Origin of the sequence: Agarivorans albus (assembly GCF_019670105.1) — a bacterium.
GTDB lineage: Bacteria > Pseudomonadota > Gammaproteobacteria > Enterobacterales > Celerinatantimonadaceae > Agarivorans > Agarivorans albus.
The window spans coordinates 4,068,121-4,095,000 of record NZ_AP023032.1 but is presented as its reverse complement, the minus strand read 5'-3'; the positions used below and the strand labels follow the sequence as shown (position 1 = coordinate 4,095,000).

The window sequence follows — 26,880 nt, the reverse complement described above, 5'->3', positions numbered from 1 at the left end:
TGAAATTGAAATTGCCGTGAAGATGCGGTGTACCCGCGGCTAGACGGAAAGACCCCGTGAACCTTTACTACAGCTTGACACTGAACATTGACCCTACATGTGTAGGATAGGTGGGAGGCTTTGAAGCGTTGTCGCTAGATGACGTGGAGCCGACCTTGAAATACCACCCTTGTAGTGTTGATGTTCTAACGTTGGTCCCTTATCGGGATTGCGGACAGTGTCTGGTGGGTAGTTTGACTGGGGCGGTCTCCTCCCAAAGAGTAACGGAGGAGCACGAAGGTTGGCTAAGTATGGTCGGACATCATACGGTTAGTGCAATGGCATAAGCCAGCTTAACTGCGAGACAGACACGTCGAGCAGGTACGAAAGTAGGTCATAGTGATCCGGTGGTTCTGTATGGAAGGGCCATCGCTCAACGGATAAAAGGTACTCCGGGGATAACAGGCTGATACCGCCCAAGAGTTCATATCGACGGCGGTGTTTGGCACCTCGATGTCGGCTCATCACATCCTGGGGCTGAAGTCGGTCCCAAGGGTATGGCTGTTCGCCATTTAAAGTGGTACGCGAGCTGGGTTTAGAACGTCGTGAGACAGTTCGGTCCCTATCTGCCGTGGGCGTTTGAGAATTGAGGGGAGCTGCTCCTAGTACGAGAGGACCGGAGTGGACGAACCGCTGGTGTTTGGGTTGTTATGCCAATAGCATTGCCCAGTAGCTACGTTCGGAACTGATAACCGCTGAAAGCATCTAAGCGGGAAGCAGGCCTCGAGATTAATTCTCACTAGGACTTTAAGTCCTCTGAAGGGCCGTTGGAGACTACAACGTTGATAGGCAAGGTGTGTAAGTGCTGTGAGGCATTGAGCTAACTTGTACTAATTACCCGTGAGGCTTAACCATACAACACCTAAAGGGTGTTGCTTATAGATACTTTATTTAGAAACCATGAATACTTGTTAGTGCTCATGAGGTATTTCAGCTTTTTCGAATGTTAAAGACAACAGTTTTTGCCTGGTGGCAATAGCGTTGTGGACCCACCTGACTCCATGCCGAACTCAGAAGTGAAACGCAACTGCGCCGATGATAGTGTGGGGCTTCCCCATGTGAAAGTAGGTCACCGCCAGGCTCTCATTATCGAAAAGGGCTTCCCGATTGGGAAGCCCTTTTTGTTTGTGTTTAGCGTGGCCTGCTTTCAAAAGTAGGGCGGAGGCGGTTAAAGATAAAACGCAGTTTTGTTCCGCTGAAGCACAAGCAGCTATGGCGCGCACCTGACCACCGCTAGGCTCCTATACTAAGCCCTCGTCTTACGACGAGGGCTTTTTTATTGCCTGCGGTTTAGTCGCCCAGGCATACCAATCACTCGAACCTCTATAGATTCATCAACAGCACTAACCTAGCGCATCACAGACATCACCCTCTTGTACATACAAGGTCGACCAGTGATTACGTTTGGCGTGTTTTTTAGCAAGGCTCGCCCGCTTGCTTAACTCGTTGATACTTAGTGGTCGCATGTGTTCATCGTCTAAGTCTATGCAGATAGTGTTGAGGGACTTTTTCTTAAGGTATTGGATTCTAGGAGGTATACTAGGTGTGTGGTTGGGTCAAAATTCGAAATAACAAAACCCTCTTGTTGCTAGCAGGCTTTAGATTCTGACTTACATGATAGTTGTAGGGCTTATTAAAACCTTAGATTAGAAAGGTACTTTCGAATTAGTCAAACAACTCTGGGTGGAGCTGGCCAAGCTCACTCCCGTTGAAGTGAGTATCCGATTCTTCGACGACTGTGGAACTAATGATTATTCTGAGAGCAGGAGGCGTTGGCGCAATTCTTACTAAAAAGAGTTTTCGAGCTTACAACCGGTAAACTGAGGATGATTTGGCTTGAACAAAACTGCTAGTGGTAAACAAAACTAGTTTTGCTTACCACCTATGCTTTTACTTAACTAGGCGTTTGAATCTTAATATAGGGTTTTAAACTCGGAACACTATTCAAACTAATTTTTTCAGGGAGTTTGTGTTGTGCTTCTATAAGCATATCTACAGCTGGTTTAATATCACCTAGCTTCACCAAAGCGTTAATCTGGTGAATATATAGTTGTGGTAAAGGAGTCTTTTCAATCTCTGCTTTATTCCATAGCAAGTACTGTCGTAGTGTTTCCTCGCCGCCATTAGTTGCTGAAACAAGCTTATAGGATACACGTTCAAAGTTTGGATATATATCGTTAGCCAGTTTGTCATTAGCTTTTGCTTGGTCGTTTAAGCCTAGGGCTCGTAAAGCAACTGAGCGATTATAAAAATGTTCAGTTCTGGCTTGCCTCTTTAACAGCTTTTCTGACCATGCTAGGTAGCCTTTAAGTTCTTCTTTGAGATCTAAAGACAAAGCTGCGTTTAACCTAAATGACATAGCGTTGAATTCATAGCGAGTTTGCAAGGGTACTGGATTGATCACTTCTTCGAGCAAAGCTGCATTTGTACTACCGGTTCGTTCAAATTGGGTGATTTTATGGATGGCCTGTAATCCAGTTGCCATGAACACGATAGTGAAGCATGGAATTAGAACTCCAAATATCTTTGGGGCAAATTTAGCCGGGAACGTTTTGACTACAATTTCTTCATTTTTTAGGATCTGACTGATTAATGTGCAGAATAGAATCCATAAGACCGCAGAGTGATAAAAAGGCAGTTCAGTCATGCAGTGAAGTAGGCTAGGAAACAATATTGCAAAATAAAATAATCCCTTAGCCCAGCTTTGTTTGAGCATGCTCGTTATTATTAGGAAAGCCATCGCGAACAAAGCTGTGACTGGCAGAAGTCCACCTTCAACCGCCCAATAAGCTAGTTCGTTATGGGGGTGAGCTACATTAAAATGATAACCATCGATTAAGCTTTGTTGATTAAGTAAAGCTTGCGCCCCATGGTAAACACCGTCATAAGCACCATAACCCCAACCTAGCAACGGTTGCTGCTTAAACAGCTGCCAACTAACCTCAAGCATTGTTACTCTATAAGCTGTTGTTACGCCTCCTAAGGCATCTCTTGCTTCGTTAGAATTGAATAGTTCGGGAAGCGTAGGTGCAAAAACGCCCAACAAAATACTAACTAGCCACCATCTAAGGTGCGATAAATTTGCAGTTCTAAATAGGTTAGGAGCCATTAGCGGGAGTATTAGAAACAACGCTACTACTGTTGTCCTAGATCCTGTTAAGAAACATACCCATGTTGCTGCAAAGCTAGTTACAAGTATAAGTAAGAGCTGCCATTTTTTGTTTATAGCTTGTTGTGACAACAACCAAGCGGATATGGCAATGCCAAACAGCACAAAGGTTCCTAATACATTCGGTTGCTGAAAAATGCCGGCAGCTCTGGTTGAATTAACATTAAAGCCGACCCAATTACCCTCTGTTAATAGGTGCATTTGGGTTAATGCATAAAGGCTCTCGATTAAGACTGCTGCAACAATCACGTACATCATTTGGTGCCATTGCTTTTGGCTTATTTCGAGCTGAATAATGGAGAAGATAAGCAGTAAACCTGCTGCCAATCCGATTAAACGGTCTAAAGCAAAAGCGCCAAATTCAGCATTTGGATAAAACAGTGGGATCCATAAGCCCAAAGCACAAATAGCTAAACCGATAAGTGTTTTGTTATAGCGCAAAGTTTGCGATTGACTCACTTTAATAAGGCCAAGGCCGATGAGAATGCTAGCAAAGCACCATATAACCAAATTAAAAGGGAGGGCTAGGCCTGTTCCACCTTGGTTGTGTTGAAAGTAATGCATGCCTAGCAACATCATTGCAGAAAATACATAAAAAAAAGTACGCTCTAGGCTAAACTTCGATAGCATGTTACATCCTTGATAATCTGGCTTTTGGCCTTATTTTTGATTTATTAGCATTGGTTTTAAGAATCGGGCAGTATGTGAGCGCGGTTCACTAACGATATCTTCCGGAGTGCCAGCAACTAGAATTTCTCCGCCACCTTTGCCCCCTTCTGGCCCAAGATCGACAATCCAATCTGCGGTTTTAACGACATCTAGGTTGTGTTCAATTACAACAATAGTATTACCATGGTCACGTAAGCGATGAATAACCTCTAACAGCAACTCAATATCATGAAAGTGCAAGCCTGTGGTTGGTTCATCAAGAATATAAAGGGTTTGCCCTGTATCGCGCTTGCTAAGTTCGCGAGCGAGCTTAACTCGTTGAGCTTCGCCGCCCGATAAGGTAGTAGCCGACTGACCGAGCTTGATGTAGGTAAGGCCAACATCAATCAAGGTTTGCAATTTTCTGGCAATCGCTGGCACAGCATCAAAGAAGGGGCGAGCTTCCTCTACCGTCATTTCCAGAATTTGATGAATACTCTTGCCTTTATACTTAATCTCTAAAGTTTCGCGGTTATAGCGTTTGCTTTTACATACGTCGCAGGGCACATACACATCGGGTAAAAAATGCATCTCTACTTTAATAACGCCGTCTCCTTGGCAGGCTTCACAGCGGCCACCTTTTACGTTAAAGCTAAAGCGACCGGGTTTGTAACCTCTTGAACGGGCTTCTTGCGTTGCAGCGAATAATTCACGAATAGGAGTGAAGATCCCGGTATAGGTAGCGGGGTTGGAACGCGGTGTTCTGCCGATCGGGCTTTGGTCTATATCAACCACTTTATCGAGTTTATCGAGGCCTTTTACCGATTTGTGTGGAGCGATATCTTCGCCAGCTGCACCATTGAGCGCCTTTTGAGCAATTTTATATAAAGTATCGTTGATTAAGGTAGATTTACCGCTACCCGATACACCTGTTATACAGGTAAGCAGGCCTAGTGGGATATGCAAATCTACATTCTTGAGGTTGTTGCCACTAGCGCCGAGTAGGCTTAAGTAATCGCCTGAGCCTTCTTGTCGCTTGCTAGGTACTGCTATCGATTTACTGCCAGATAAATACTGTCCAGTAAGTGAGCTTGGGGTATCAATCACTTGTTGCATTGAACCTTGAGCAACAACTTCTCCGCCATGTACACCAGCGCCTGGGCCAATGTCTACGATATAGTCTGCGGCTCGAATGGCATCTTCATCATGTTCTACCACTATTACGGTATTGCCCAAATCACGTAGATGGTTGAGAGTGGCGAGTAAGCGCTCGTTATCGCGTTGGTGTAAGCCGATAGACGGTTCGTCGAGCACATACATAACACCGACTAGACCTGCGCCAATTTGGCTGGCGAGTCTTATTCGTTGCGCTTCGCCGCCAGATAATGTGTCGGCACTGCGATCTAACGAAAGGTAATCGAGGCCCACGTTGATTAAAAACTTAAGCCTCTCACAAATCTCTTTTAGGATTTTGTCGGCAATTTGTGCTCGTTGGCCTGTTAGATTGAGCGCTTCAAAAAAGTCCATGGCTTCGCCAATGGACTTACAGCTCACTTCCGGAAGGTTAGTTCTACCAATAAATACATTGCGAGCTTCTTCGCGCAACCGACTGCCGCCACAGCCTGGACATTCTTGGTTGCTAATGAATTTGGCCAACTCTTCGCGTACCGCGTTTGATTCGGTTTCTTTATAGCGGCGACGCATATTGGGAATGATCCCTTCAAAAGGGTGTTTGCGCACGGTAACATCACCGCGATCGTTCATGTATTTGAACTCAATACTGGTGCGGCCCGAGCCATGCAAAATCACTTTTTGGTGTTTGTCGCTAAGGTCTTGAAAGGCCATATCTAAGTTAAACTCGAAATGCGCCGCTAATGACTTGAGCATTTGGTAATAGTAGAAGTTGCGTTTGTCCCAACCGCGGATGGCACCGCCTGATAAACTAAGCTCAGGATTTACAATCACCTTCTTATCGTCGAAGAATTGATCCACACCTAAACCATCACAGGTTTGGCAAGCCCCAGCTGGGTTATTAAAGGAGAATATCCTTGGCTCTAGTTCGGTCATACTGTAGCCACATATTGGGCAGGCAAAATTTGCCGAGAACAGTTGGCGAGTTTCGCCGCTGTCCATGTCAACTAAAATGGCAGTGCCCTCGGCAAGCTCTAGGGCTGTTTCAAAAGATTCGGCCAAACGTTGGGCTAAATCTTCACTGGCGCGAACTTTAAAGCGATCAATCACCACTTCAATATTGTGTTTTTTGTGCAGCTCTAGCTCTGGAGGATCGCTTAAGTCACACACTTCTCCATCTATGCGTGCCCGAATAAAACCTTGTGCCGCTAAGTTTTCCAGAGTTTTTACATGTTCGCCTTTGCGGTCTCGTATTATCGGGGCTAACAACATCAGCTTGCTATTTTCTGGCTCCTCAAAAACTTTATCAACCATTTGGCTAATGGTTTGTGCAGCTAGCGGTTCGTTATGATGAGGACAGCGAGGCTCACCGACGCGAGCATAAAGTAAGCGCAAATAGTCGTAAATTTCGGTAATGGTTCCCACTGTAGAGCGCGGGTTGTGAGATGTTGATTTTTGCTCGATAGAAATAGCTGGTGATAAACCTTCGATATGATCAACATCGGGCTTTTCCATTAATGACAGGAACTGGCGAGCATAAGCAGAAAGAGACTCTACATAGCGTCGCTGACCTTCTGCGTAAAGTGTATCGAATGCGAGAGAAGATTTCCCAGATCCCGACAAGCCAGTGATAACAATTAGCTTATCGCGAGGGAGGGTCAGTGAAATGTTCTTAAGGTTGTGGGTGCGGGCACCACGAATATCAATACTGTCCATTGTTAGCTGTTCACTGCTGCACTAAATCGCCCAGTATTACACATAATTTATTGAAATGCGCCGTTGAAAAGCCGAGCGCTTACTTATTACTTGCTGACCATCTTGCGCTGGTTTGCGGCTTGCTGCTTGTGATAGCATTGCCGGTTCTTTAATGACGTATTTTTGATGGTTATGAACCTAGACGAACGATTAAACCCTACAGAGAAGCGCGCAGCCTATTCATTGGCTTTGTTATTTGCCTTGCGCATGGCCGGTTTGTTTATGTTAATGCCAGTATTAGCCGTTTATGGCCAAGAACTTGTGGGCTTCTCGCCTTTGTGGGTGGGCTTCGCAATTGGTGCCTATGGCTTAACCCAGGCAATGTTTCAAATCCCCATGGGTTGGTTGTCCGACAAAGTTGGCCGTAAGCCGATTATCTTCTTGGGATTAAGTATTTTTGCGTTTGGCTCAGTAGTGGCTGCTACAGCTGATTCTATTTATGGCATCGCGTTAGGGCGTGCCTTGCAAGGCATGGGCGCTATCGCTAGCACGGTGATGGCCTTAGCTGCTGATTTAAGCCGAGAAACCCAGCGTGCGAAAGTAATGGCCTTTATTGGTGTTAGCATTGGTTTATCGTTTGCTGCCTCACTGGTTTTAGGGCCCATTCTCTCTGCTTATCTTGGCTTGTCGGGTCTGTTTTGGTTGATTGCTGTATTATCCCTGTTCGCAATGTTTGTGGTGCAATTTGCTGTACCAAGTGCTGATTCTAAAGCACCTAGTGGTGAAGTAAGTGCTAACTCTAAACAGATGCTTGAGTTACTTAAACATCCTCAGTTGCTGCGCTTAGATTGGGGGGTGTTTACCTTACACTTAGTGCTTACCGCTTTGTTTGTTGTAATGCCGTTTCGTTTGCTTGACGCAGGCCTAAATGCCGAAAATCATTGGCAAGTGTATTTGCCAGCTGTTCTTATTTCTTTTGTATTGATGGTGCCCTTGTTGATCATTGCAGCGAAGCGTAATCAGCAGCGTGCTTTCTTCATATTTGCTATTAGTTTGTTGTTATTTGCCAACGCTTTGTTATTGATTAACGGTTCCTCGGTTTGGGTGTTGGGAGTAATTTTGGCAGTGTTTTTTGTTGGCTTTAATTATTTGGAAGCCAGTTTACCAGCGCTAATTTCTAATTTGTGCCCTCCGGGCAACAAAGGCGCTGCACTTGGTGTATTTTCTACTAGTCAGTTTTTGGGGGCATTTATAGGTGGCTCTAGTGCTGGCGTTTTGTACACGGCTGGCGGGGCAAATTTAGTAAGTTGGTTTGCTATTGCTCTATTGATTATTTGGATCGTTGTGAGTTTAGGATTGCGTGCGCAAAGTGGCATAAAAAGTTATTCATTAACGATATCATCTCCCGATCAACCTGCTAGCATTTTAGAAAAACTGCAGGTTTTACCTGGGGTTGTAGAAGCAGTTGTTATTGCAAGTGACAATACTGTTTACCTTAAAGTTAAAACAAAAGAATTTGAATTGGCTAGAGCATTGGATTTGGTGCGTGCAGCCTAGTATGATAGCGGGTCTTCCTCGCCACAACAGATAGAACATAGGAGCGATATACATGGCCACTCGGGGCATTAATAAAGTAATTTTGGTTGGTAACTTAGGACAAGATCCTGAAGTTCGTTTTATGCCAAACGGAGGGGCCGTCGCCAATATTACTATTGCAACTTCAGAAAGCTGGAGAGACAAGCAAAGTGGTGAACAAAAAGAGCGTACTGAATGGCACCGTGTAGTGTTGTTTGGCAAGTTAGCCGAAGTTGCAGGCGAGTACCTTAAAAAAGGTTCGCAAGTATACATTGAAGGTCAATTACAAACACGTAAGTGGCAAGACCAAAGTGGCCAAGATCGCTACTCTACCGAAGTGGTTGTGCAGGGCTTTAATGGCGTGATGCAAATGCTAGGTGGACGTCAAGGTGGTGGGCAAGGGCAAAACATGGGTGGTGGTGCCCCGCAGCAACAAGGTAACTGGGGCGGCCAACAGCAACAAGCTGCGCCTCAAGCAGCCCCTGCTCAGCAAGGTGGTTTCCAGCAACAAGCTCCGCAGCAGCAAGCGCCTCAGCAAGGTGGTTATCAGCAACAGCCTAAACCAGCTCCGGCACCTCAACAAGCTCCACAGCAGGCAACTCAGCAGTTTAATGAGCCTCCTATGGACTTTGATGATGATATCCCGTTCTAAAAACAGGATTTCTTAGAAGTGTACGAATACTAATTAAGCCCTTACTTATAAGGGCTTTTTTGTATCCGTAAGTTTTCAAAACACTACTTCAGGCTGCTGAGAAGTTGCTTTAGATGAATTACCGGAATGGCATAACTGATCGCGCTTGGGTCAGCCAACACGGCTTCTTTGGTCGTTTTGACAAAAACTTTATTGATGATAGCGATAACTTCGCCTGTTTCTGGGTGATAGAGGGGGCTGCCACTATTACCAGGATAGGCAGTGGCATCAAGTTGATAAATATTATAGGGTGATTTGAGACGTTTTAATTGAGCAAGGTTTAGTTCGCTGGCATTTCTCGCCGGTATAACCACGGGTGTAATACTTGAGATAATCCCGCGGTGCGTAACTGGATATAGGCCTAATACAGCACCTATTGGGAAGCCCGTGAAGGCATATAGTTCTCCTTCGTGAACTTTCTGGTTTGAAAGCATTAGCGGTTTTAGGGCTTTGCCTTCAATTTTTAGTATGGCTAAATCGTGTTGTTCAATGCTAGCAACTACGCTGGCAATACGTAGTTCTGGCGAGCGACCTTGGCCAACAAATACAACTAACTTTTCGTTTTGTTGTTGGTTTAGGCTTTTTGGGATCACATGTGCATTGGTGGCGATAAGGTGAGAGCCAACAACAAATCCGGTACCGCGCAAGCTGGCTCTAGGAGAATTTAGTTTATTGTAGGTGCCAATTCCTACAACAGACGGTTTGATTTTTTCTATAGTGTCTGCAAGTGCGCTGGAAGCTTCTACACTAAACAGAGATGAAAAAGAGGCTAGGATTACGATGAAGGCGAGTTTCATACTATATTCTTCCTTGAATGACCTTTTAATCTTAATTTTTACTATGCATTAGAGCAAGTTGCTATGTTGTTCGTGGTTATATGCAGGCGAATGGATGTCGTCAATCTTATAAGGCTAACTAGTTATGAGTTTTAATTACGAAGATGCGTTTTCTCGGAATATCGGTTGGGTAACGGAAGCAGAGCAACAGGTGTTACGTGGAAAGCGTGTTGCAATGGCGGGGGCCGGGGGCGTTGGCAGTGAGCACATTGTTACCTTGGCGCGCTTGGGGGTTGGCAAGTTTCACATTTCTGATTTTGATGAATATGAAGTTCACAACTTTAATCGTCAAGCTGGCGCGTTTATGTCTACCGTTGGCCAAGACAAAGTAAAAGTAATGGAAAACATCTGCTTAGATATAAACCCTGAAGCGGAGGTGAAGTCCTTCCCTGAAGGTATTTTTGAGCACAATGTTGATGAGTTCCTTGAAGGTGTGGACGTATATGTAGATAGCCTAGACTTTTTTGCCTTGGCTGCGCGAAAGTTGGTCTTTCAAAAGTGTTTAGAGAAAAAGATCCCCTTAGTTACTGCTGCCCCGTTAGGTATGGGCTGTGCATTTTTGTGTTTTATGCCTGGCAGTATGAATTACGAAGAGTATTTTCGATTTGAAGATGCCACTAGTGAAAACGAGCAATATATTAAGTTCTTAATTGGTTTATCCCCCGCAATGTTGCAGCGCCCTTATCTAGTTGACCCTAGTCGAGCAGATTTTCACGCTAAAAAAGGACCATCGATGCCTATGGCGGTGAAGATGTGTGGTGGTATAGCGGGTACGTATGTTTTAAAAATCCTACTTAATCGTGGAGATCTAATTACCGCACCTTACGGTTTACATTTTGATGCTTATCGAAATCGATTTAAGAAAACGTGGCGACCAATGGGTAATCGTAATCCCTTGCAGCGAATGGTATTTAAGATAGCCAAAAAGATAGTTTTAAAAGAAGAAAGCTGAGCGTTTTTTATGTCAGTAAGTTTTACACATCATAATTGATTTATTTGTTTTTAGAGTATAACTATTTGTTAATATTGATTAATTATATTTGGCCCGAGTTTTGCTTTATGCACGGTCTTTATATCTAAACGCTATTACCAAATTGGATGGGTGAAATGAACAAATTGAAACTTACTTGCTTGGCTGCAGGCCTAGGATTTGCAAGTATTTCTGCTAACGCTGAACTAATCACTGAATGGAATTACTCGAATGATGCGGGTTTTAAAGAGTGGAGTTCAAACGCTGGCCAACTAGGTATTGATACCGGCGGCGCAACAGCCGATGAGTTTGATCCTCTTTTTGGTGGTGAGTTACCTAAAAGCCTTGCATGGGGTACACCATACGGCGCTGTAAATCCTCAACTTATCAAAAGTTCACTTGAGATTGACGACGCTCAGTCTGGTCAAGTAAGTACAAGTGTAGTTGACGGTGTTGGTGCATTGGATTTCGTAACAGGTACAGGCCTTACCCATGAAAACTGGGGTGTAACTGGCAATACTTTGTCTTCAGCAGTTTTGTTTGATGGCTTGTTTCTGCAACCTCTAGCTCCTTTTGTTGGCCCTGCACTTCCTGCGCCGGTTCTTGAGTTTGATGTATTGTTTGAAGAAACGTACAACACTCCTACTAATGACACCTGTAAATACGGTGATACTAAAGTAGGTGAAGCTGGCATTAATGAAGCTGGTTGTGCTGACTTATTCACATTGGTACTAGATGACGGAGTTACGTTTACTGAAGTTGGTGACGATATCTACCTTCAAAACAGCTTCATTCTACCAATTCCTGGTTTTGACGATTACGTGTATACCTTAACTACTCGTCTTCAAGGCTTAACTGTATTAGATAATCTAGATTGTGGTCCTGACTCTACATGTATTGGTTTCTTAACTGAAGAAAACCAGAAGAACGAATTAAAGGCAGCTTTCGCTATTTCTGCTGCTCAAGTAACTGAGCCAGGTACTTTAGCTATCTTTGGCTTAGGTTTGCTAGGTTTGGCTTCTGTTCGTCGCCGCGCTTAATTAGCTGCTCTTATATAATTACTGCTGCGCTTTCGCAGCAGTAATTTTTTATTTCCTTCAAGAAACTCTCACTTCCAAAGCTCAAATTCTCAATCGTAACTGTCTTGTTCGAAGGTTCTGCTTTCTCATCTACCTTTATAGTGCTTAGCAACTTAACAGCAGAATGTTGTTTGTTGGTCCAAGGTAAATCGTTAATTGGATTTAGTAAGGGTAATCTTCATACATTAAGCTTTAGAACAAGGATCTTAAGGATCTTAAGGATCTTAAGGATCTTTTACGGTGGTAAACATAATGGGTTTTTGTGTCAGTAATTTTTACATCCTATTTACTTCAATGATTTGGTTATTTCTTAAGCTACTGCTTTTAAAGGTTTTTTAAAGTTGGCACCTAGATTGCTTTGTATGACTTGTATTTCGAATCGTACTGACCAAATGGATGGGTGACATGAACAAATTAAAACTTACATGCTTGGCGGCTAGCTTAGGTTTTGCAAGCATCTCTGCTAACGCTGCTCTTATCACTGACTGGGATTACCTAAACGAAGCTGGTTTCGATCAGTGGACTTCTGATGCTGGTTCAATTGACCCAACGGGTATTGATGCAACTGGCGAAACTTTAGATGATTTTGACCCACTTTTTGGTGGCGAGCTTCCTAAGTCTCTTGCTTGGGGTGACCCGTACGCTGCTGAAAACCCAGATCTTAAGAAAAGTGCTTTGAATATTGAAGATTCTAAATCAGGTACTGTGACTACCAGTGTTGTAGATGGTGTTGGTGCTCTAGCATTTTCAGAAGGTACTGGCCTTGTACACGAAAACTGGGGTGTAACTGGTGATACTCTAGTAGCAGCTACATTGTTTGATGGTTTGTTCCTTGCACCTACAGCACCTGTTGCTTTCCCATTAGCTCCAGCACCTGTACTTCAGTTCGGTGTGATTTTTGAAGAAACCTACAACACACCAACTAACAATGTTTGTAAGTACGAGCCAACTCAGTTGGTAGGACAAGCCGGTATTAACCAAGAAGGCTGTTCTGACTTATTCACTATCGTGTTGGGTCCAGATGTTACATACACAGAAGTGGGTGATGACATTTACTTAACAAATAGCTTCGTACTACCAATTCCAGGTTACGATGACTATGTATACACCCTAACTACTCGCCTACAAGGTTTAGAAGTATTAGGTGATATTGATTGTGGACCAAACGCAACTTGTATTGGCTTCCTTACAGAAGAAGATAAAACTAACGAATTGAAAGCTGGTTTCGCTATCTCTGCTGCACAAGTATCAGAGCCAGGAACATTAGCTATCTTTGGATTAGGTCTATTAGGCTTGGCAGCTGTTCGTCGCCGCGCATAATGCTTAATTAAAAGTCGCTAAGTTTTAGCATTGTACATCCAAAGCGCAGCCTAGTTCTGCGCTTTGTTTTTTCTGCAAGCCTGCCTTTTATAATTCTAAATTGTTTCTAAAATCTAAATGTTATGTTTAGAAAGTTTGAAGCTTTGAGAGCGCTTTATGATCCGAAACAAACATGTGAAAAACCTAGCAAGTATCCCTTATCTTGGGGCTGTTGTGAGAGGTGGCATTTCGTTATTGGTTAAGCGAGAAGCTAAGCTAATTGCTCAGCACTTTGCAGAGTATCTTCGCCCGGTAGTTGCTTATAAAACCGATACCGTACAAGAAGCATTTCGAATTCGTCATGACGTATACTGTGAGGAACTTAATTTTGAGCCAGTCCGTGAAAACGGTATGGAACAAGATGAGTTTGATGAATACTCTCGCTTTTGTTTAATCGAGCACAAACCTAGTACCAACTATGCAGGCTGTGTGCGAATAGTATCTCCTTCTAGTAAAGATGAGTTACTGCCCATCGAGAAGTTTTGTTCTAATGCTATTGAAGGTGCTAAATATCACCCTTCGCAATTTGCTAGAAGCGAAATTTGTGAAATATCGCGTTTAGCGGTTCGCCCACAATTCCGACGTCGTAAAGCGGATAACTTTGATGGTGCTGCCTCTGGTGCGATCAATGAGCAAACCTATTCTGAGGAAGAGTTACGTTGCTTTCCTTTTTTAGCTATTGGTTTGTATTTGTCTATTGCCGCTCTAGCTGTGCGAGCTGGCACCCATCACGCGTTTGTTATGATGGAGCCGCGTCTTGCTAGAAGTATGAGCTTTTTAGGCATTAAGTTTGAGCAGCTTGGTCCAGCTATTGAGTATCATGGCTTACGTGCGCCTTACTACATTAGTGCAGGAACACTTACACGTACGTTACCGGTAGGCTTTCAAGTCTTGATGCGTAATATTGATAAAGAGGTAGAGAAGGGTTGTCTAGCAGCAAGAAACAATGATGACAATGATGACTATATTAAAAAAATGTATTCACCGAGTTTCTATAAAAATGACTCTCCGAACATATCGTTACGAGAGAGCCATAAATGGTGTGAATCTAAAGGTTTATATTTGCCCCAATAAAGTCTTATTAGGGCTATATAGATTAATTTAGCTGAGCTTCTAGTTCAGCTTTTTTATTGGCTAACTCTGGCTCAATATTTATTAATCCATCGAGTAGCTGTTTAGCTTCTTTGGTTTGCTTATTTGCAATTAGTGCTTCTGCTAAATGCAAACCTACCTCATTACTAGCATCTTGCTTGTAACTATCTTCAAGCGCTTTAGTTGCTTCTACTATTTTCCCTGACTTAAGTAACATGTAGCCGTAGGTGTCTTTTACCTGTGGTATATCCGGCTTTAGTTCGTGGGCTTGCTTGGCGTAAGTTAAGGCTACTTCAAATTCGTTTAAGTCATGATAAACCCAAGCGAGGTTGTTCCAGGCAACAAAGTTATCCGGCTGATCTTTAATGATCGCTTGGTACTCCTCAATTGCTTGCTGCGGGTTAGCTTTCATTTGCAGTTCTGCAAGTTGCAGTTGAAGAGGTTTTGCCGCTTCGCCATGAACATCGATAGCTTGTCTAATGAAAGCAACGGCTTGCTCGATTTTATCTGCTTCTTTGTATGATTTGATTAACAGGTTGGCGGTTTGGGTACTTGGATAAGCTTCATATAGTTTATTGAAAGTGTCCGTTGCCGCAGGCCAGTTTTCTTGAACTAAATAAATGTAACCTTGCTGCTGCAAAACCGCTGGTGTGTTCATTTGATTTGCATCAAGGTTGTTTAGGGCATCTTGGCTGGCTACGGCATCACCCGCTTTTAACTGCAATACAGAATGAACAAACAGTAAACGTTGGTTGTTTTTATATAGTTTTACTGCTCTATTGCTTAAGGCTACGGCTTCTTTCAAGTTACCAGAAGATTCTAAGATGTTGATGTTCTTAACATACGCCGGTAGCGAGAGAGGAGAGTTTTCTAGCCAAGCTTGATAACTTAAAATGGCCTTCTCTTGATTATCCGTTTCTAGGTACAAATCACCGATCAATTGCCAAACTCTGTCTTCACGGGTTAAAGCATCAATTTGCTCAAAAGATTCAATGGCTTTAGGAAATTCTCGGGTAAATAAATAGTATCGGCCTAACTGTTCTTTCAACAATGAAGAATCTGGAGCCTCGGCAAGTTGTTTATCAAGAAGTGCCTTTACCTCCTCAGTCTTTTCTATCTGAGAAGCGTGACTCATTAGAAACTCAAAAACACGTAAGTTTTCGGGCTGCTCGGTTTTAACCTCGTAGGTTATCTCATAGGCTTTTTCTACTTCGCCTTTTTGCACATAAACCGATGAGCTAAATAGTTTTGCTGCTAGGTCATCAGGTTGGTCTTTTAATATTGATTGATAAGCTGCGAGAGCTTCATCATAGCGCTCTTGCTGCTCAAGAATGGCACCTTTAAATAGTTTTACACTTTGATCTTCTGGGTGAGCATCTATCCAGCTATCCAGAGACTTTAGCACTTCATCAGCTTTTCCTTGGCGGAAGTAATGAGTCTGTAAACCTAAAAATGCTTGGGCATGAGCAGGATCTTCAGCTAGCACCTCTTCGAGTATGCCAATTCCATCTAAATCATTTTGTTTAAGCTTAAGTAAACCCAGTTTGGCCTTTTCTGATAAGCCGCCTGAACTTGCAGCTTTTTCGGCAATTTGTACTGCTTCTTCGGTGCGACCTAAACGGTTGAGCTGCATGCTCACTGTGCTTAAGAAGTCGCTGTCTTGGCCCTCAGCAACCGATGCTTGGTTAAGCTGATTGAAGGCGTTATCTAATTGGCCAATTCTAAATTGAGTGGTTACGTATAAACGTTGTGCCAGGGCATTCTGAGGATCTTTAGTAATCACTCGTTCTAGTTGAGTTAAGGCTTGTTCGTACTTTTGTAATTTGTAAGCAGAGATACCCGCAACAATTTGGGTAGCAGTGTTATGAGAACCACTTTGCAAGGCTTTAGTTGATAAGGTAAATGCATTCTCAAAATCTTCATCTTGAAAACGTACATAAGCTTTAAGTTGATTGCTAAGCATGTGGTTTGGTGCGATTTTCAAAATACTGTCTAAGTATTTCTCCGCTTCGCTAAATTGCTTATTTTTTACTAAAGCTTGTGCCAAATACAAAGTGAACTGAGCAGCATCTGGAGCCAGTTCCACCGCTTTGCTGTATGACTCTACTGCTACTTCTGTGTCATTAGACATAGACGCAAGGTGGCCTTTTAGCAGCCATACATCGGTATTGTCTGGTACTTCTTGGCTTAGCTGTTCCAGTGTTTCGTTGGCAGCCCCAAATTGTTGATCTGCTGCTGAGATACTGGCTTTTACCATCCGCGAGTAGGTGCCTTCAAAACCAAGCTCTTGGGCCTGGTTTAAGGTGGTTTTAGCCGGATCAAATTGCCCATTTCTAAATAGCGAAAGGGCGTGGATTGCCAGTAATTCGGTTTCTAGCTCAGCCTCAAAGGGTCTATTTTGAGTAATCAATTCGCCTATCTTTTCAGGCTCATTTTGATTTAAATAGGTTCTAGCTAGTAGGGGAATGAGTTGCTGTTTTTCAGCGTTTAAGTCTAAGGCTCTAAGTAGCTCTTTTTCTGCTGCTGGATAGTTACCACGTTCTAGGTAAATTTCACCCAAATTCAAGCGTGCCTGTGCCAATGAGGCATCTTTTTTTATGGCATTTTTTAGTTCGATGATTGCAGCGTTCTGATCATTTTTTGCTAAGTATTCGGTAGCCTTAGATAAGTGCTGTTCTGCGGTGTCCCCACCACAGGCAGTTAATGCGATGGTTAAGGCACTAACTGCCAGAATTTTCTTCATTCCAAACCTATGATTACTCATATTATTCCCTGTTTGTTGGATTGATAAATCACATTAAAATAATACAGCTTAATTAACCCGATGTCTTACTTTGTAGCGTGTTTTGTTTTTATGTGGATTTTGACCCTTACTTTCTGTTCCAATATGCGGTTTAATTAGCATTAGAAAACTGTTTTCAAATTTAAATGGATGTATACATGGACGTGAGTATTGCCGTAATTGGTTTAGGTTATGTTGGCCTGCCGTTGGCTGTAGAGTTTGCTAAAAAACGCAGTGTGGTTGGTTTTGATATTAATCAAGGACGAGTGACTGAGCTTCAGCAAGGTGAAGACCTTACCCAAGAGGTTAGTAATCAAGAGCTACAAGACGTTGCTGGCAATATGTCTTACAGCTGCAACATTGAAGACTTAGCAAAATGTAACGTGTTCATTGTGACCGTTCCTACTCCAATTACTGAGCATAAACAGCCAGATCTAACACCTTTGGTACGCGCCAGCGAAACAGTTGCTAAAGTACTTAAACCTAATGACATTGTTATTTACGAATCTACGGTGTATCCAGGTGCAACCGAAGAGCAATGTGTGCCTGTTTTAGAGAAGAACTCGGGCCTTAAGTTTAATAGTGACTTCTATGTTGGTTACAGCCCTGAACGTATCAATCCAGGCGATAAGACTCACCGTGTTTCTACAATTAAAAAAATTACCTCTGGCTCAACCCCAGAAATCGCCACTATCGTCGATGATCTTTACGCTGAAATAGTAGTAGTGGGCACCCACAAAGCTAGCAGCATTAAAGTGGCAGAAGCGGCTAAAGTTATTGAGAATACTCAGCGTGACGTAAATATCGCGCTTATCAACGAATTAGCGCTCATCTTTAATCGATTAGATATTGATACCGAAGCAGTACTAGAAGCCGCCGGCACTAAGTGGAACTTCTTACCATTCCGCCCTGGCTTAGTTGGTGGTCACTGTATTGGTGTCGACCCTTACTACTTAACGCATAAAGCTGAGTCTATTGGTTACCGCCCGGAAGTGATTCTTGCAGGTCGAAGAATTAACGACAATATGGGTCGTTATGTTGTATCACAGTGTATTAAGTCAATGGTGAAACGTAATATCTCGGTAGTAGAAAGTAAGATTTTGATTTTAGGTTTAACCTTTAAAGAAAATTGCCCTGATATTCGAAATACCAAAGTTATCGATATTGTTCACGAGTTTGCAGATTACGGTGTTCAAGTCGACACTTACGACCCATGGGCAGACAAAGAAGAATGTCATGAAGAGTACGGTATTGATTTAGTAGAAAGCCCACAGGCTGGTAATTACGACGCAATCATTTTAGCTGTTGCTCACCAGCAGTTTAAAGATATGTCAGTAGAACAAATACGTGCCTTTGGTAAAAAAGACCACGTACTTTACGACCTTAAATATCTATTGCCAGTTGGCGCCAGTGATTTGCGTTTGTAATGGGGACTGATACCGTGCAGCGTTTTCAACAAGTTTGTGAGCAACTAAAAGCAGAGCCTAAAGTATGGGCAATTACTGGTGTGGCGGGTTTTATTGGCTCTAACTTATTAGAAGCCTTATTAAAGTTAAACCAAAAGGTAATTGGCTTAGATAACTTTGCCACAGGGCATCAGCATAACTTAGACGAAGTAAAAGGTTTGGTCAGTGAGCAACAATGGCAGCAATTTCGCTTTGTAGAAGGCGACATTCGAGACCAAGCAACTTGTCAGGAGTTTCTATCTGGTGCTGATTTTGTGTTGCACCAAGCAGCCCTTGGCTCGGTTCCTCGCTCGATAAATGACCCTATTACCACCAATGAAGTAAACATTTCTGGTTACTTGAATATGTTGCAGGCAGCTAAAGAGCAACAGGTATCTGCCTTTGTTTATGCTGCGTCTAGTTCAACTTATGGCGATCACCCAGATTTACCTAAAGTAGAAGATAAAATTGGCAATCCGTTATCGCCTTATGCCGTGACCAAGTATGTTAACGAGCTCTATAGTTCAGTATTTCAACGTACTTACAATTTCCCATCTATTGGTTTGCGTTACTTTAACGTGTTTGGCCCTCGTCAAGATCCCAATGGCGCATATGCGGCGGTTATTCCTAAGTGGACATCTGCACTGATTGACGAAGAGCAGGTATTTATTAATGGCGATGGCGAAACCAGCCGAGACTTTTGCTTCATTGACAATGTGGTGCAAATGAACATTTTGGCTGCAACAGCTGGCTTAGAAAGCAGTGAAGTATTCAATGTAGCTCTGAATGACCAAACCAGCTTAACTCAACTCTATGACTTACTGTGTGAAAACCTATCTAAGTACGGGGTTGTGCGCTCTGCCAAGCCGGAGTATCGCGATTTTCGGGCTGGTGATGTACGTCATTCGCGCGCTGACATTAGTAAAGCTGAGCAATTGTTGGGGTATGCGCCAGAGTTCACTATTGGTCAGGGTTTAGCTATCGCCATGCCTTGGTATATTGAGCAATCTAAAGCGAACTAAAGCTGTAGATTGACAGCGCTGAAGATCTTTTTAAGGAAGAAAAGATTAAGTAGTGGAAACCAGCAGTAAGCTTGATGCTGGTTTCTTTTTTAGCCATTTGCTGAGGTTGTTTAGCATATCTAAATGAGAGATGCCGATACTTTACAGTGGCGTGAAATTCGCTCACTAGACCAACTTGTTGCTCTACAAGAGCAGTGGCAGGCCCTTAGTCAGTTATGCCAAGCAGACATGTTTAACTGTCCTGGTTGGTTAGTACATTGGACTAATCAGTTTTGGGACAAGCACTGTGAGCTTTATTGTATGGCTGGGTTTGCCAATGAAAAGTTGGTGGTGTTAGCGCCTTTTTACACACGGCGCAGCGCTAAGCTGTTGGGGATAAAACAGCTATTTTTACTTGGTCAGGGAGAACCTGAGCACGCGGAGGTAGCATCTGAGTACCCTGATGTACTGCTAAATCAAGACTATCAGGCAGAGGCCTCAAAGGTTCTGATAGCTTGGCTGTCTAAGATTAGCTTTGATGTATTTTTTGCTCGCGCGGTAATAGAGCAAAGCTTTCTGCATCAATTGTTTAACAATGTGCCTAACATTCAGCTTGCCGAAGCCCGACGTTATTCTTTAGAAGTAAAGCCGTGGTCTATAAAGCAGCTTAGCCGCAATGCTCGCTCGCAGTGGCGCAGAGCCGATAAAGCTTTAGCTGAGAAAGGGGCAGAGTTTAGATGGTTAACAAGCTCTGAAATTGAACAGTATTGGCCAAGCTTGGTGGCGTTTCATCAGACGAGGTGGCAAAACAAAGGCAAGCTTGGTGCATTTTCCGATCAGCGTTTTAGCCAATTTCATCAGCAGTTTCGCCAGCAGCACCCTGATTCAGTCGCTATGAGTGGTGTGTTTATTAAGCAGCAGCCTTTAGCATTAAACTTCTATTTGCTAGAACAGCAGAAGTTACATTTTTATCAATCTGGCTGGGATGAAAAACAGTTTTCGCAATGTTCACCCGGATTCGCACTTCATGTATGGAGTATTTTAAACAGCAAAGCTGTGCTTTATGACTTTATGATGGGCGCCACCGCGCAAAGCTATAAAGCAAAGTTTTCATGTGACGAAACCAACTTGGTTAATATGTCGCTGATTAATTCCCCATGGAGGATCAGACTATTCAAGCTCGTCGACAAAATCCTTTAGCGGCAGACGTAACACCGCTAGGTAGAAGGCCTTTACCCATTAAGGAAAAAACAGCACCTTTGGCTTTCTTTTTCCTTTGCCTATACAGCATTGCGGTGCTGATTCGGCCGCATGAATTTTCGCTATCAACGGCTAATTTCATCATCATTAAGGTATTTGCCATTCTTTCCTTTGGCTTTACTTTGATTACCTTAAGACCAATAAAGCTGCAGCCTCAACACTATTTGTTACTGGGCTTAGTGCCATTGATTATGATGTCGGCATTTTTAAATGGTTGGGGCACCGGGGGGATTTTTCAGGCGCAACGCCTATTTGTAAGCTCCATTATTCCTTTTTTCCTTTACAGCGCGTTAATCGCTACCCCAGGTAGGCAGCGCTTACTCATGTATATATGCATCGCTGCAGCCTTGGTGATGGTATACAACGGACATATTCAACAAGCCTCATTTAACGGAAAGTATGGCATTGGCATTGGCGATAGTATTACTGTTGGCCGTGAAGAGATGCGCATCACTTACCTCGGATTCTTTAGTGACCCTAACGATTTAGGTATGTTCTTGGTAATGAATATGCCTTTTGTCGCTTACTTTTTTGGTCGAGGTGGTGCGGTTGTAAAAATAGCAATGCTGGCTATTTTAGTGGCGTTTGGCTACGGCGTATATATGACCGGGTCTCGGGGCACATTGCTGGGCTCTGTTGCAGTAATTGGTCTGTATTTCCTCATTAGTAATGCTGGTGCGCGGCTTATTTTATTTGCATGTTTAAGCGCGCCAATTGCTGCTACCTTATTGGCATCGTTTGGTGGCTTATCTTCGACAGAGTCCTCTGCTGCTGGGCGCTTAGACGCTTGGTACGATGGCATTCAAATGCTTATCCATAACCCTGTTTTTGGGGTAGGTATGGGTAACTTTATGGATCATCACGGCAAAGTGGCCCATAACTCCTATGTGCATGTGGCAGCGGAATTAGGTGTACCTGGCTACAGCCTGTGGGGCGGTGCGCTAATTCTTAATATGCTGGTGGGTTACGCGATCTTGAAGCGATTCAATCGTTATCCCAACGATGATGATCCGCAAGACTTAGAAGTGAGTGAAGAGAAATCAGAACAGTACAAAGAAGAAGCTAACCTGAATAAAGCGTTATTTTATTCGATGATTGGTTTTATGGTGACAGCCTTTTTCTTAAGTCGTCAGTTCACTCTGCTGATGTTTATTTTTATGGGGATGCAAACCGCTAGTCATTTACGCTTGATGAAGTTGCGCCCAGATTTAGAAGAAATGTTTTCAGCCAAAATGGTTTGGCGATGTATGGGTTATAGCTGGGCGGTAATCGTTGCTGTTTACATGACCTTAAAGGTTGGTTTATAGCCACCACAAATTGAATAACTCGGCTGAACACGGCCGAAGGCAAAGGATTAACTAGGTTAAAAATGCAATTATTTTACTACAAGGATGAAGTGGGCAATTTTGGTGATGACCTTAACCCATGGTTATGGCCCAAGTTACTTCCTGACTTTTTTAATGACGATTCTTCAGAGTTGCTGGTGGGCATTGGTACTTTGTTGAACCACCGGTTACCCAATGACAAAACCTTACACATTGTTGGCTCTGGTGTGGGCTATGGTCAACTGCCAGCGGTTACCGATAAGTGGAAGGTTCACGCTGTTCGTGGACCATACAGTGCTAAAGCTTTAGATCTTGACCCTAGTACCGTTGTGACAGATTCAGCCTTATTACTGCGCAATGTGATGGAGCCGACTCATAAAGAAAACGGTGATATTGGCTTTATGCCGCATTACTTGAGTTGTCGTAGTGCCGACTGGGAGAATATTGCCGAAGCTTGTGGCTTTAGGTTTATTTCTCCTGAGTGGTCGGTAGACAAGGTGTTTGCAGAGATGGCGCAATGCCGATTGATGCTAACAGAAGCGATGCACGGTGCTATTGTTGCCGATGCGCTACGCCTTCCTTGGAAGGCGGTTATCTTGGGTGACCATGTCAATCAGGTTAAATGGCAGGATTGGCTATCAACGGTGGATATGCAGTATCAACCTGAAAGTGTGCCTAACTATTTTTATAGTGCAGGCACGAGCTCGGTTAATGCCATTAAAGATGAAGTGAAGCGCCAACTACAAAGTGTCGGTTTTGGCAAAAGTTGGTATAAACCCAAGCCGCGCAACTCGAGCGCTAAGGTTCGTTCTGACGTTTGTTCTCAACTGAGTGCTATTGCTAATAGTGCCCAAGGGGAGTTAAGTGGTGAGGCTATCCAGAACCAGTTGATTCTTAGACTTAATCAAAGCTTAGACGCTTTACAGGCGTAGCTAATCAGGAGGGTATAAGCGATGACAGTTGCAGTCAGCATTATCATTCCTGCCTATAACTCGGCGGCTTTTATCGACAAAGCCATCGAGTCTATCTTGGCGCAAAGCTTTGATGATTATGAGATCATTGTTGTAGATGATGGATCTAAAGATGATACCGTTGCGAGCTTGGAAAAGTATCAGGCAAAGATACAGTTAATTAGCCAGCAAAATGGTGGCGCGTCTAAGGCAAGAAATACCGGTATTCAAGCGGCAACAGGAGAGTTTGTTGCCTTTCTCGATTCTGATGACTTATGGCGTCCACAGAAGTTGATGGATCAAGTTAACGCTATGCGTGCTCAGCCCGACTGGGTGGCCTGTTATACCGAGACATCCTACAAGGCTGATGAAGAAACCCTCAACCAACAAAGTGAGCAAGCTCCGGAGCTAGTCTCTAAGGACTTACAGCAAGTCTTTTTACATCCTTATTTGGTGACATCTTCATTTATGGTGCGCCGAGAAGTGCTTAATAAGGTGGGGTTGTTTGATGAAAGCTTAAAAACCGCTGAGGATATAGACCTGTACCTGCGTATTGCAGAGCAAGGGCTAATTGGTTTATTGCAAACAAGCTTAGTGTGGAAAGCCGATATAGAGGGAAGCTTAGGCAGTTTGTTATCGTCTTATCAAGACAACCTTGATGTTGTAGATGCGTTCTTAGCTCGACAAGGTAGTAATAGCGCCAGTTGGGGGGATCTGGTTGGTAAAGTGAAGGCCAAGATCTACCTAGATTGGGGGAAAGACTTATTATGGAATGAGCAATGCTTTGCTGCCTTTAAAGCATTGTCTCAGTCTTTAAGCTTGAAGTTTTCTGGTGCTACCGTTTGGCTAATGATAAAAGCGCTTATTAAAGCAGCGCTGAGCCCGCTGCGGGGCTCGAAGTAACATACCCTATGCTGGGTCTGTTGTACTTAACCGCAGAAGTGCAACAGACTTTAGCCGTTACGTTTAAGCATGCTAAGTACTTCTTTAATCGAAGCCCTATCTAATAGCAGCATCAAGCCCAAGTAAGTTATCCCACCCAAAGTGATTTGCAGCAGCAACGCCACTACGATGTCTGCTTCAATAAATGATTTAGCACCATAAACCACCGCAAACATTGCTGCGCCCGATAGCATTGGGGCTAACAGCAACTTAACAAATTGGCTGAACTGCGTATTTAAGGTTTGGCTATTTCGCCAAGCTACGATTAAGTAGGCAATCGGAAATCCACACAACCACGCTAAAGCTAAGCCGGTTGCACCATAGCGAGCTGCGACCATTATGCTTATAAACATGATCACCACCATAAAGCATAAGTTCACCAGCATGTGGTTCACTTTCTTTAAGCTTTTTAGAGCGGGGTTAAATAACTCTTCACTGAAGCGAAGTGGCATAATCATTAACATAATGGTGGTTGGTATTACTGCGCCTAACCATTTTTCGCCGAGTAGCAGCGGAATCACCAAATCGGTGACTGAAGCCAAGCCCCAAAAAATGGGCAAGGTTAAGCTAATGCATAAACGCTGTGCCTTCAGCACATAGTTGGCGATGAGCTTTGGTTGATCTTGTATTTGAGAAAATGCAGGGAAGGCCACTTGTCGAAGTAAGGGCATGATTTTCTTCTGCGGCATTAGCGCTACTTGCAAGCCAATGGCATACAGGCCTACCTCGGTTGGCGTCATTATCCTACCGGCAATCGCTACATCCATATGCATGAATACATAAAACAATACTGATTGAATAGACAACATACCGCCAAATTTAAGCATGGCGGTTATATCGTTTATCTTAAAGCTAGGTAGAAAATCAATCGGTTTGGCTGCAAAGGTCAGCGCGGCTCGCAAGCCAATAAAGATTATTTCGCCAATGACCAAAGACCAAAATCCATAGCCTAAATAAGCCATCACTAAGGTTGACACTGCCGCTACGATATTGGAGATAGCGGCAATAATCGATACTCGCTTAAACTCCATGTTCTTAGCTAGTAAGGCGGCAGGAATCACTTCTAAAGCTAAGATAATAAAACACCAAGCATTCACTTTTAAAATTTGGCTTACTATGTCTGATTTATAGTAGCTGCCGGCCACATCAGCCAAGGAATACTGCAGCGCGAAAAAGCCAAGGTGGCTAACAATAATAGCGCCAAATAACTGCTTTAAACTCTGCTTAGTTAAGTTCTTCTCTTGAATAATTGACGAAGCAAATAGGGAGCCTAGTAATAAGTTAAGAAAACCAAACAGTACGTCTGACATAGCAACCAGGCCATAGTCGTCTGGGCTTAATAAGCGAATGACCCAAAATGTCATAGCCCAGCGCAGTATTTGGGTAACAATTTTCCCCATGGCTACCCATTTTAAGGAAGATAGAACTTGATTTTTTAGCTTGGAATCTTTGGTCATGTTAAGGCTTTTGGCTCGAGAGGAACAAATTAGTGGTATTGCTTGGGGTGATATAAACCTAAGCTAGACAACAGTTTTTTTAGCTGGTTTTTAAATAGCAAAAAGACTTTGGCCGGTGAACGCTTGAGGAACAACATAGTGGCCGAAAGGTAGTGATGAGCAGCAAAGCGATATCCCTGCTGTTTAGCCCAAACCACTATTTCTTTTAGCAGTGGGTCCTTGCTAATTAGAACTTCATTAATGAATGCTTGCTTGTGTTGCTGGTAAACCTCTAAGTCAAAGTTGTCTTTATATAGCTCAAGTTTACCGGCCAAATCTAAGGTCAGTAGGGTGCGTAAACACTTATCGCAGTGTGAGCAATTGCCCGCTCTATCACCTTTCACGCAAACATCTAATACTTTGTACGAATCTGGGTTGCTACTAATACGCAGGGTTTTTTCTACGCGCGAGTGCTCGCTACCCACCGAGTGACATTGCAAGCTTTCAGTAGCCAAGAGCGGCATACTAAAAGCGTCGCTATATGCCATGTCGTAGCTCTCGCCAACAAATAAATCTTGATAGCTGTAGGCGGATGAATATAAAAAGTGGCCAATGAATTGTTGAAACAACATCGGGATAGCGGCATTTCGCAGAGTGTGAGTTAACTGAAAATCCAAACTACGGCCATAGAAGTCATTCATATTTGAGTTAACAGTAATGAACGGAAGCTGCCAAGTATCGGCTGTTTCTTTTAATTGTTGGTAGCGTTCGCGAAATAGGCGCTCTTCTCCCGGCCCGTGAGAACCCACATTATTGTAAAGTAGATGAGTAACCTTGAGCGCTTTAGGGGGGCTATCTGAAAAGTAGTCGGTAATGGTGCAAAACGAATCTACGCCCGCAGAAAAGCCAGTGATAACGCCGGTAGCTGACGAGCTTTGTGTATTGCAGTGCTCGGCGGTAATGTTCACTCGCTGCAAATAAGGAATGGTTTGGGTCAGTATAGTTTGGTAAGCGCCATTTAAACTAAATAGTAAACGCTCAGACACGCTACCTTTAACATGAATGTTTTCATTGGCTAACATTGCTGGAAGTAATAAAGCCATTAAGGCAGTGTCACCGCTACTCGACAGTTCTTGTTGGGCAAGGTTGTCAACTTCAAACCAAAGTTGTTGATGACTTCCTTTTAGTTCGAAATCCACTTGATAAACAAGCGCACTGCCTTTCGCCACAATAGTAACTGGACCGATGTCCATATCGCGTTTTCCTTAACACTACATCATCAAGCTCAATGCTGATTAGGCTAACGTATAAAACAACAAATTAGTAGTAATCTTGGCGTTTAAATTCACGCCTGTTTAGCGTTACTATAATGCCTAAGTAAAAGGAATTGCTCGATTAATGGAAGACCTCGCTAACCCAGTAGTAGATGTTTGTTGTTTACTTAAATGTTAGGGT

General features: G+C 43.3%; 19 protein-coding genes and 2 rRNA genes (1 of these 21 only partly in view). 14 read left to right on the top strand and 7 right to left on the bottom strand.

The window, feature by feature from the left end:
* Both K5620_RS18525 and rrf read left to right on the top strand, forming a co-directional pair.
* Positions 1-894: ribosomal RNA gene (locus K5620_RS18525) — 23S ribosomal RNA — on the top strand; it begins 1,996 nt to the left of the window's first position.
* A 110-nt stretch (positions 895-1,004) separates the two neighbouring features.
* A 5S ribosomal RNA gene (gene rrf, locus K5620_RS18520) occupies positions 1,005-1,120 on the top strand.
* 262 nt (positions 1,121-1,382) lie between these two features.
* Here rrf and K5620_RS21845 read toward each other — a convergent pair.
* The 3 genes from K5620_RS21845 to uvrA all read right to left on the bottom strand — a co-directional run bounded on the left by K5620_RS21845 (position 1,383) and on the right by uvrA (position 6,703).
* On the bottom strand, positions 1,383-1,505 hold the full coding sequence (locus K5620_RS21845; RefSeq protein ID WP_016403883.1) for a hypothetical protein: 123 nt from the start codon (positions 1,503-1,505) through the stop codon (positions 1,383-1,385).
* Positions 1,506-1,933: 428 nt separating this feature from the next.
* Complete coding sequence (locus tag K5620_RS18515; RefSeq protein WP_215426493.1) at positions 1,934-3,667, bottom strand: PglL family O-oligosaccharyltransferase; 1,734 nt, start codon at positions 3,665-3,667, stop codon at positions 1,934-1,936.
* A gap of 201 nt (positions 3,668-3,868) precedes the next feature.
* Positions 3,869-6,703 carry an excinuclease ABC subunit UvrA gene (uvrA, locus tag K5620_RS18510; RefSeq protein ID WP_016403881.1) on the bottom strand — a complete coding sequence of 945 codons (2,835 nt, stop codon included), beginning with the start codon at positions 6,701-6,703 and terminating at the stop codon, positions 3,869-3,871.
* A 171-nt stretch (positions 6,704-6,874) separates the two neighbouring features.
* Here uvrA and K5620_RS18505 point away from each other — a divergent pair, with 171 nt between their 5' ends.
* Together K5620_RS18505 and K5620_RS18500 are read left to right on the top strand one after the other, a co-directional pair.
* Positions 6,875-8,239, top strand: coding sequence for an MFS transporter (locus K5620_RS18505; RefSeq protein ID WP_016403880.1), 1,365 nt, complete (start codon positions 6,875-6,877; stop codon positions 8,237-8,239).
* A 52-nt stretch (positions 8,240-8,291) separates the two neighbouring features.
* A complete protein-coding gene (locus tag K5620_RS18500; RefSeq protein ID WP_016403879.1) occupies positions 8,292-8,909 on the top strand; it encodes a single-stranded DNA-binding protein in 618 nt (205 codons plus the stop codon).
* A gap of 83 nt (positions 8,910-8,992) precedes the next feature.
* Here the strand turns inward: K5620_RS18500 and K5620_RS18495 are convergent, their stop codons facing one another.
* Positions 8,993-9,745, bottom strand: coding sequence for a S1 family peptidase (locus tag K5620_RS18495; protein WP_016403878.1), 753 nt, complete (start codon positions 9,743-9,745; stop codon positions 8,993-8,995).
* 124 nt (positions 9,746-9,869) lie between these two features.
* On the opposite strand from K5620_RS18495, the gene K5620_RS18490 reads away from it, so the two are divergent.
* The 4 genes from K5620_RS18490 to K5620_RS18475 all read left to right on the top strand — a co-directional run bounded on the left by K5620_RS18490 (position 9,870) and on the right by K5620_RS18475 (position 14,266).
* Positions 9,870-10,736 (top strand): ThiF family adenylyltransferase, encoded by an 867-nt coding sequence (locus K5620_RS18490; protein ID WP_016403877.1) that lies wholly within the window; start codon positions 9,870-9,872, stop codon positions 10,734-10,736.
* A gap of 155 nt (positions 10,737-10,891) precedes the next feature.
* Complete coding sequence (locus tag K5620_RS18485; RefSeq protein WP_016403876.1) at positions 10,892-11,794, top strand: THxN family PEP-CTERM protein; 903 nt, start codon at positions 10,892-10,894, stop codon at positions 11,792-11,794.
* Between the two features lie 444 nt (positions 11,795-12,238).
* Positions 12,239-13,153: a THxN family PEP-CTERM protein gene (locus K5620_RS18480; RefSeq protein WP_016403875.1), complete on the top strand. Its 915-nt coding sequence runs from the start codon at positions 12,239-12,241 to the stop codon at positions 13,151-13,153.
* A gap of 156 nt (positions 13,154-13,309) precedes the next feature.
* A complete protein-coding gene (locus tag K5620_RS18475; protein ID WP_016403874.1) occupies positions 13,310-14,266 on the top strand; it encodes a PEP-CTERM/exosortase system-associated acyltransferase in 957 nt (318 codons plus the stop codon).
* Between the two features lie 22 nt (positions 14,267-14,288).
* Here the strand turns inward: K5620_RS18475 and prsT are convergent, their stop codons facing one another.
* On the bottom strand, positions 14,289-17,048 hold the full coding sequence (gene prsT, locus K5620_RS18470) for an XrtA/PEP-CTERM system TPR-repeat protein PrsT (RefSeq protein ID WP_221077415.1): 2,760 nt from the start codon (positions 17,046-17,048) through the stop codon (positions 14,289-14,291).
* A gap of 176 nt (positions 17,049-17,224) precedes the next feature.
* Between prsT and tviB the strand changes: the two genes are divergently transcribed.
* The 6 genes from tviB (at position 17,225) to K5620_RS18440 (ending at position 23,950) form a co-directional block, all read left to right on the top strand.
* The gene (tviB, locus tag K5620_RS18465) at positions 17,225-18,493 is read left to right on the top strand and encodes a Vi polysaccharide biosynthesis UDP-N-acetylglucosamine C-6 dehydrogenase TviB (RefSeq protein ID WP_016403871.1); all 1,269 of its coding nucleotides are present in this window, start codon (positions 17,225-17,227) and stop codon (positions 18,491-18,493) included.
* Between the two features lie 14 nt (positions 18,494-18,507).
* Positions 18,508-19,533: an SDR family oxidoreductase gene (locus K5620_RS18460; protein ID WP_016403870.1), complete on the top strand. Its 1,026-nt coding sequence runs from the start codon at positions 18,508-18,510 to the stop codon at positions 19,531-19,533.
* Between the two features lie 123 nt (positions 19,534-19,656).
* Positions 19,657-20,712, top strand: a complete 1,056-nt coding sequence (locus tag K5620_RS18455) for a GNAT family N-acetyltransferase (protein ID WP_016403869.1) — start codon at positions 19,657-19,659, stop codon at positions 20,710-20,712.
* Positions 20,670-22,079, top strand: a complete 1,410-nt coding sequence (locus K5620_RS18450; protein ID WP_084682028.1) for an O-antigen ligase family protein — start codon at positions 20,670-20,672, stop codon at positions 22,077-22,079. The genes K5620_RS18455 and K5620_RS18450 overlap by 43 nt, the downstream gene beginning before the upstream one ends.
* A 62-nt stretch (positions 22,080-22,141) precedes the next feature.
* Positions 22,142-23,029, top strand: coding sequence for a polysaccharide pyruvyl transferase family protein (locus K5620_RS18445; RefSeq protein WP_040307673.1), 888 nt, complete (start codon positions 22,142-22,144; stop codon positions 23,027-23,029).
* Between the two features lie 21 nt (positions 23,030-23,050).
* Positions 23,051-23,950 (top strand): glycosyltransferase family 2 protein, encoded by a 900-nt coding sequence (locus tag K5620_RS18440; protein ID WP_016403866.1) that lies wholly within the window; start codon positions 23,051-23,053, stop codon positions 23,948-23,950.
* 50 nt (positions 23,951-24,000) lie between these two features.
* Here the strand turns inward: K5620_RS18440 and K5620_RS18435 are convergent, their stop codons facing one another.
* Both K5620_RS18435 and K5620_RS18430 read right to left on the bottom strand, forming a co-directional pair.
* Positions 24,001-25,446, bottom strand: coding sequence for a lipopolysaccharide biosynthesis protein (locus K5620_RS18435; RefSeq protein ID WP_016403865.1), 1,446 nt, complete (start codon positions 25,444-25,446; stop codon positions 24,001-24,003).
* A 29-nt stretch (positions 25,447-25,475) separates the two neighbouring features.
* A complete protein-coding gene (locus K5620_RS18430) occupies positions 25,476-26,678 on the bottom strand; it encodes a hypothetical protein (protein WP_016403864.1) in 1,203 nt (400 codons plus the stop codon).
* Positions 26,679-26,880 lie beyond the last annotated feature (202 nt).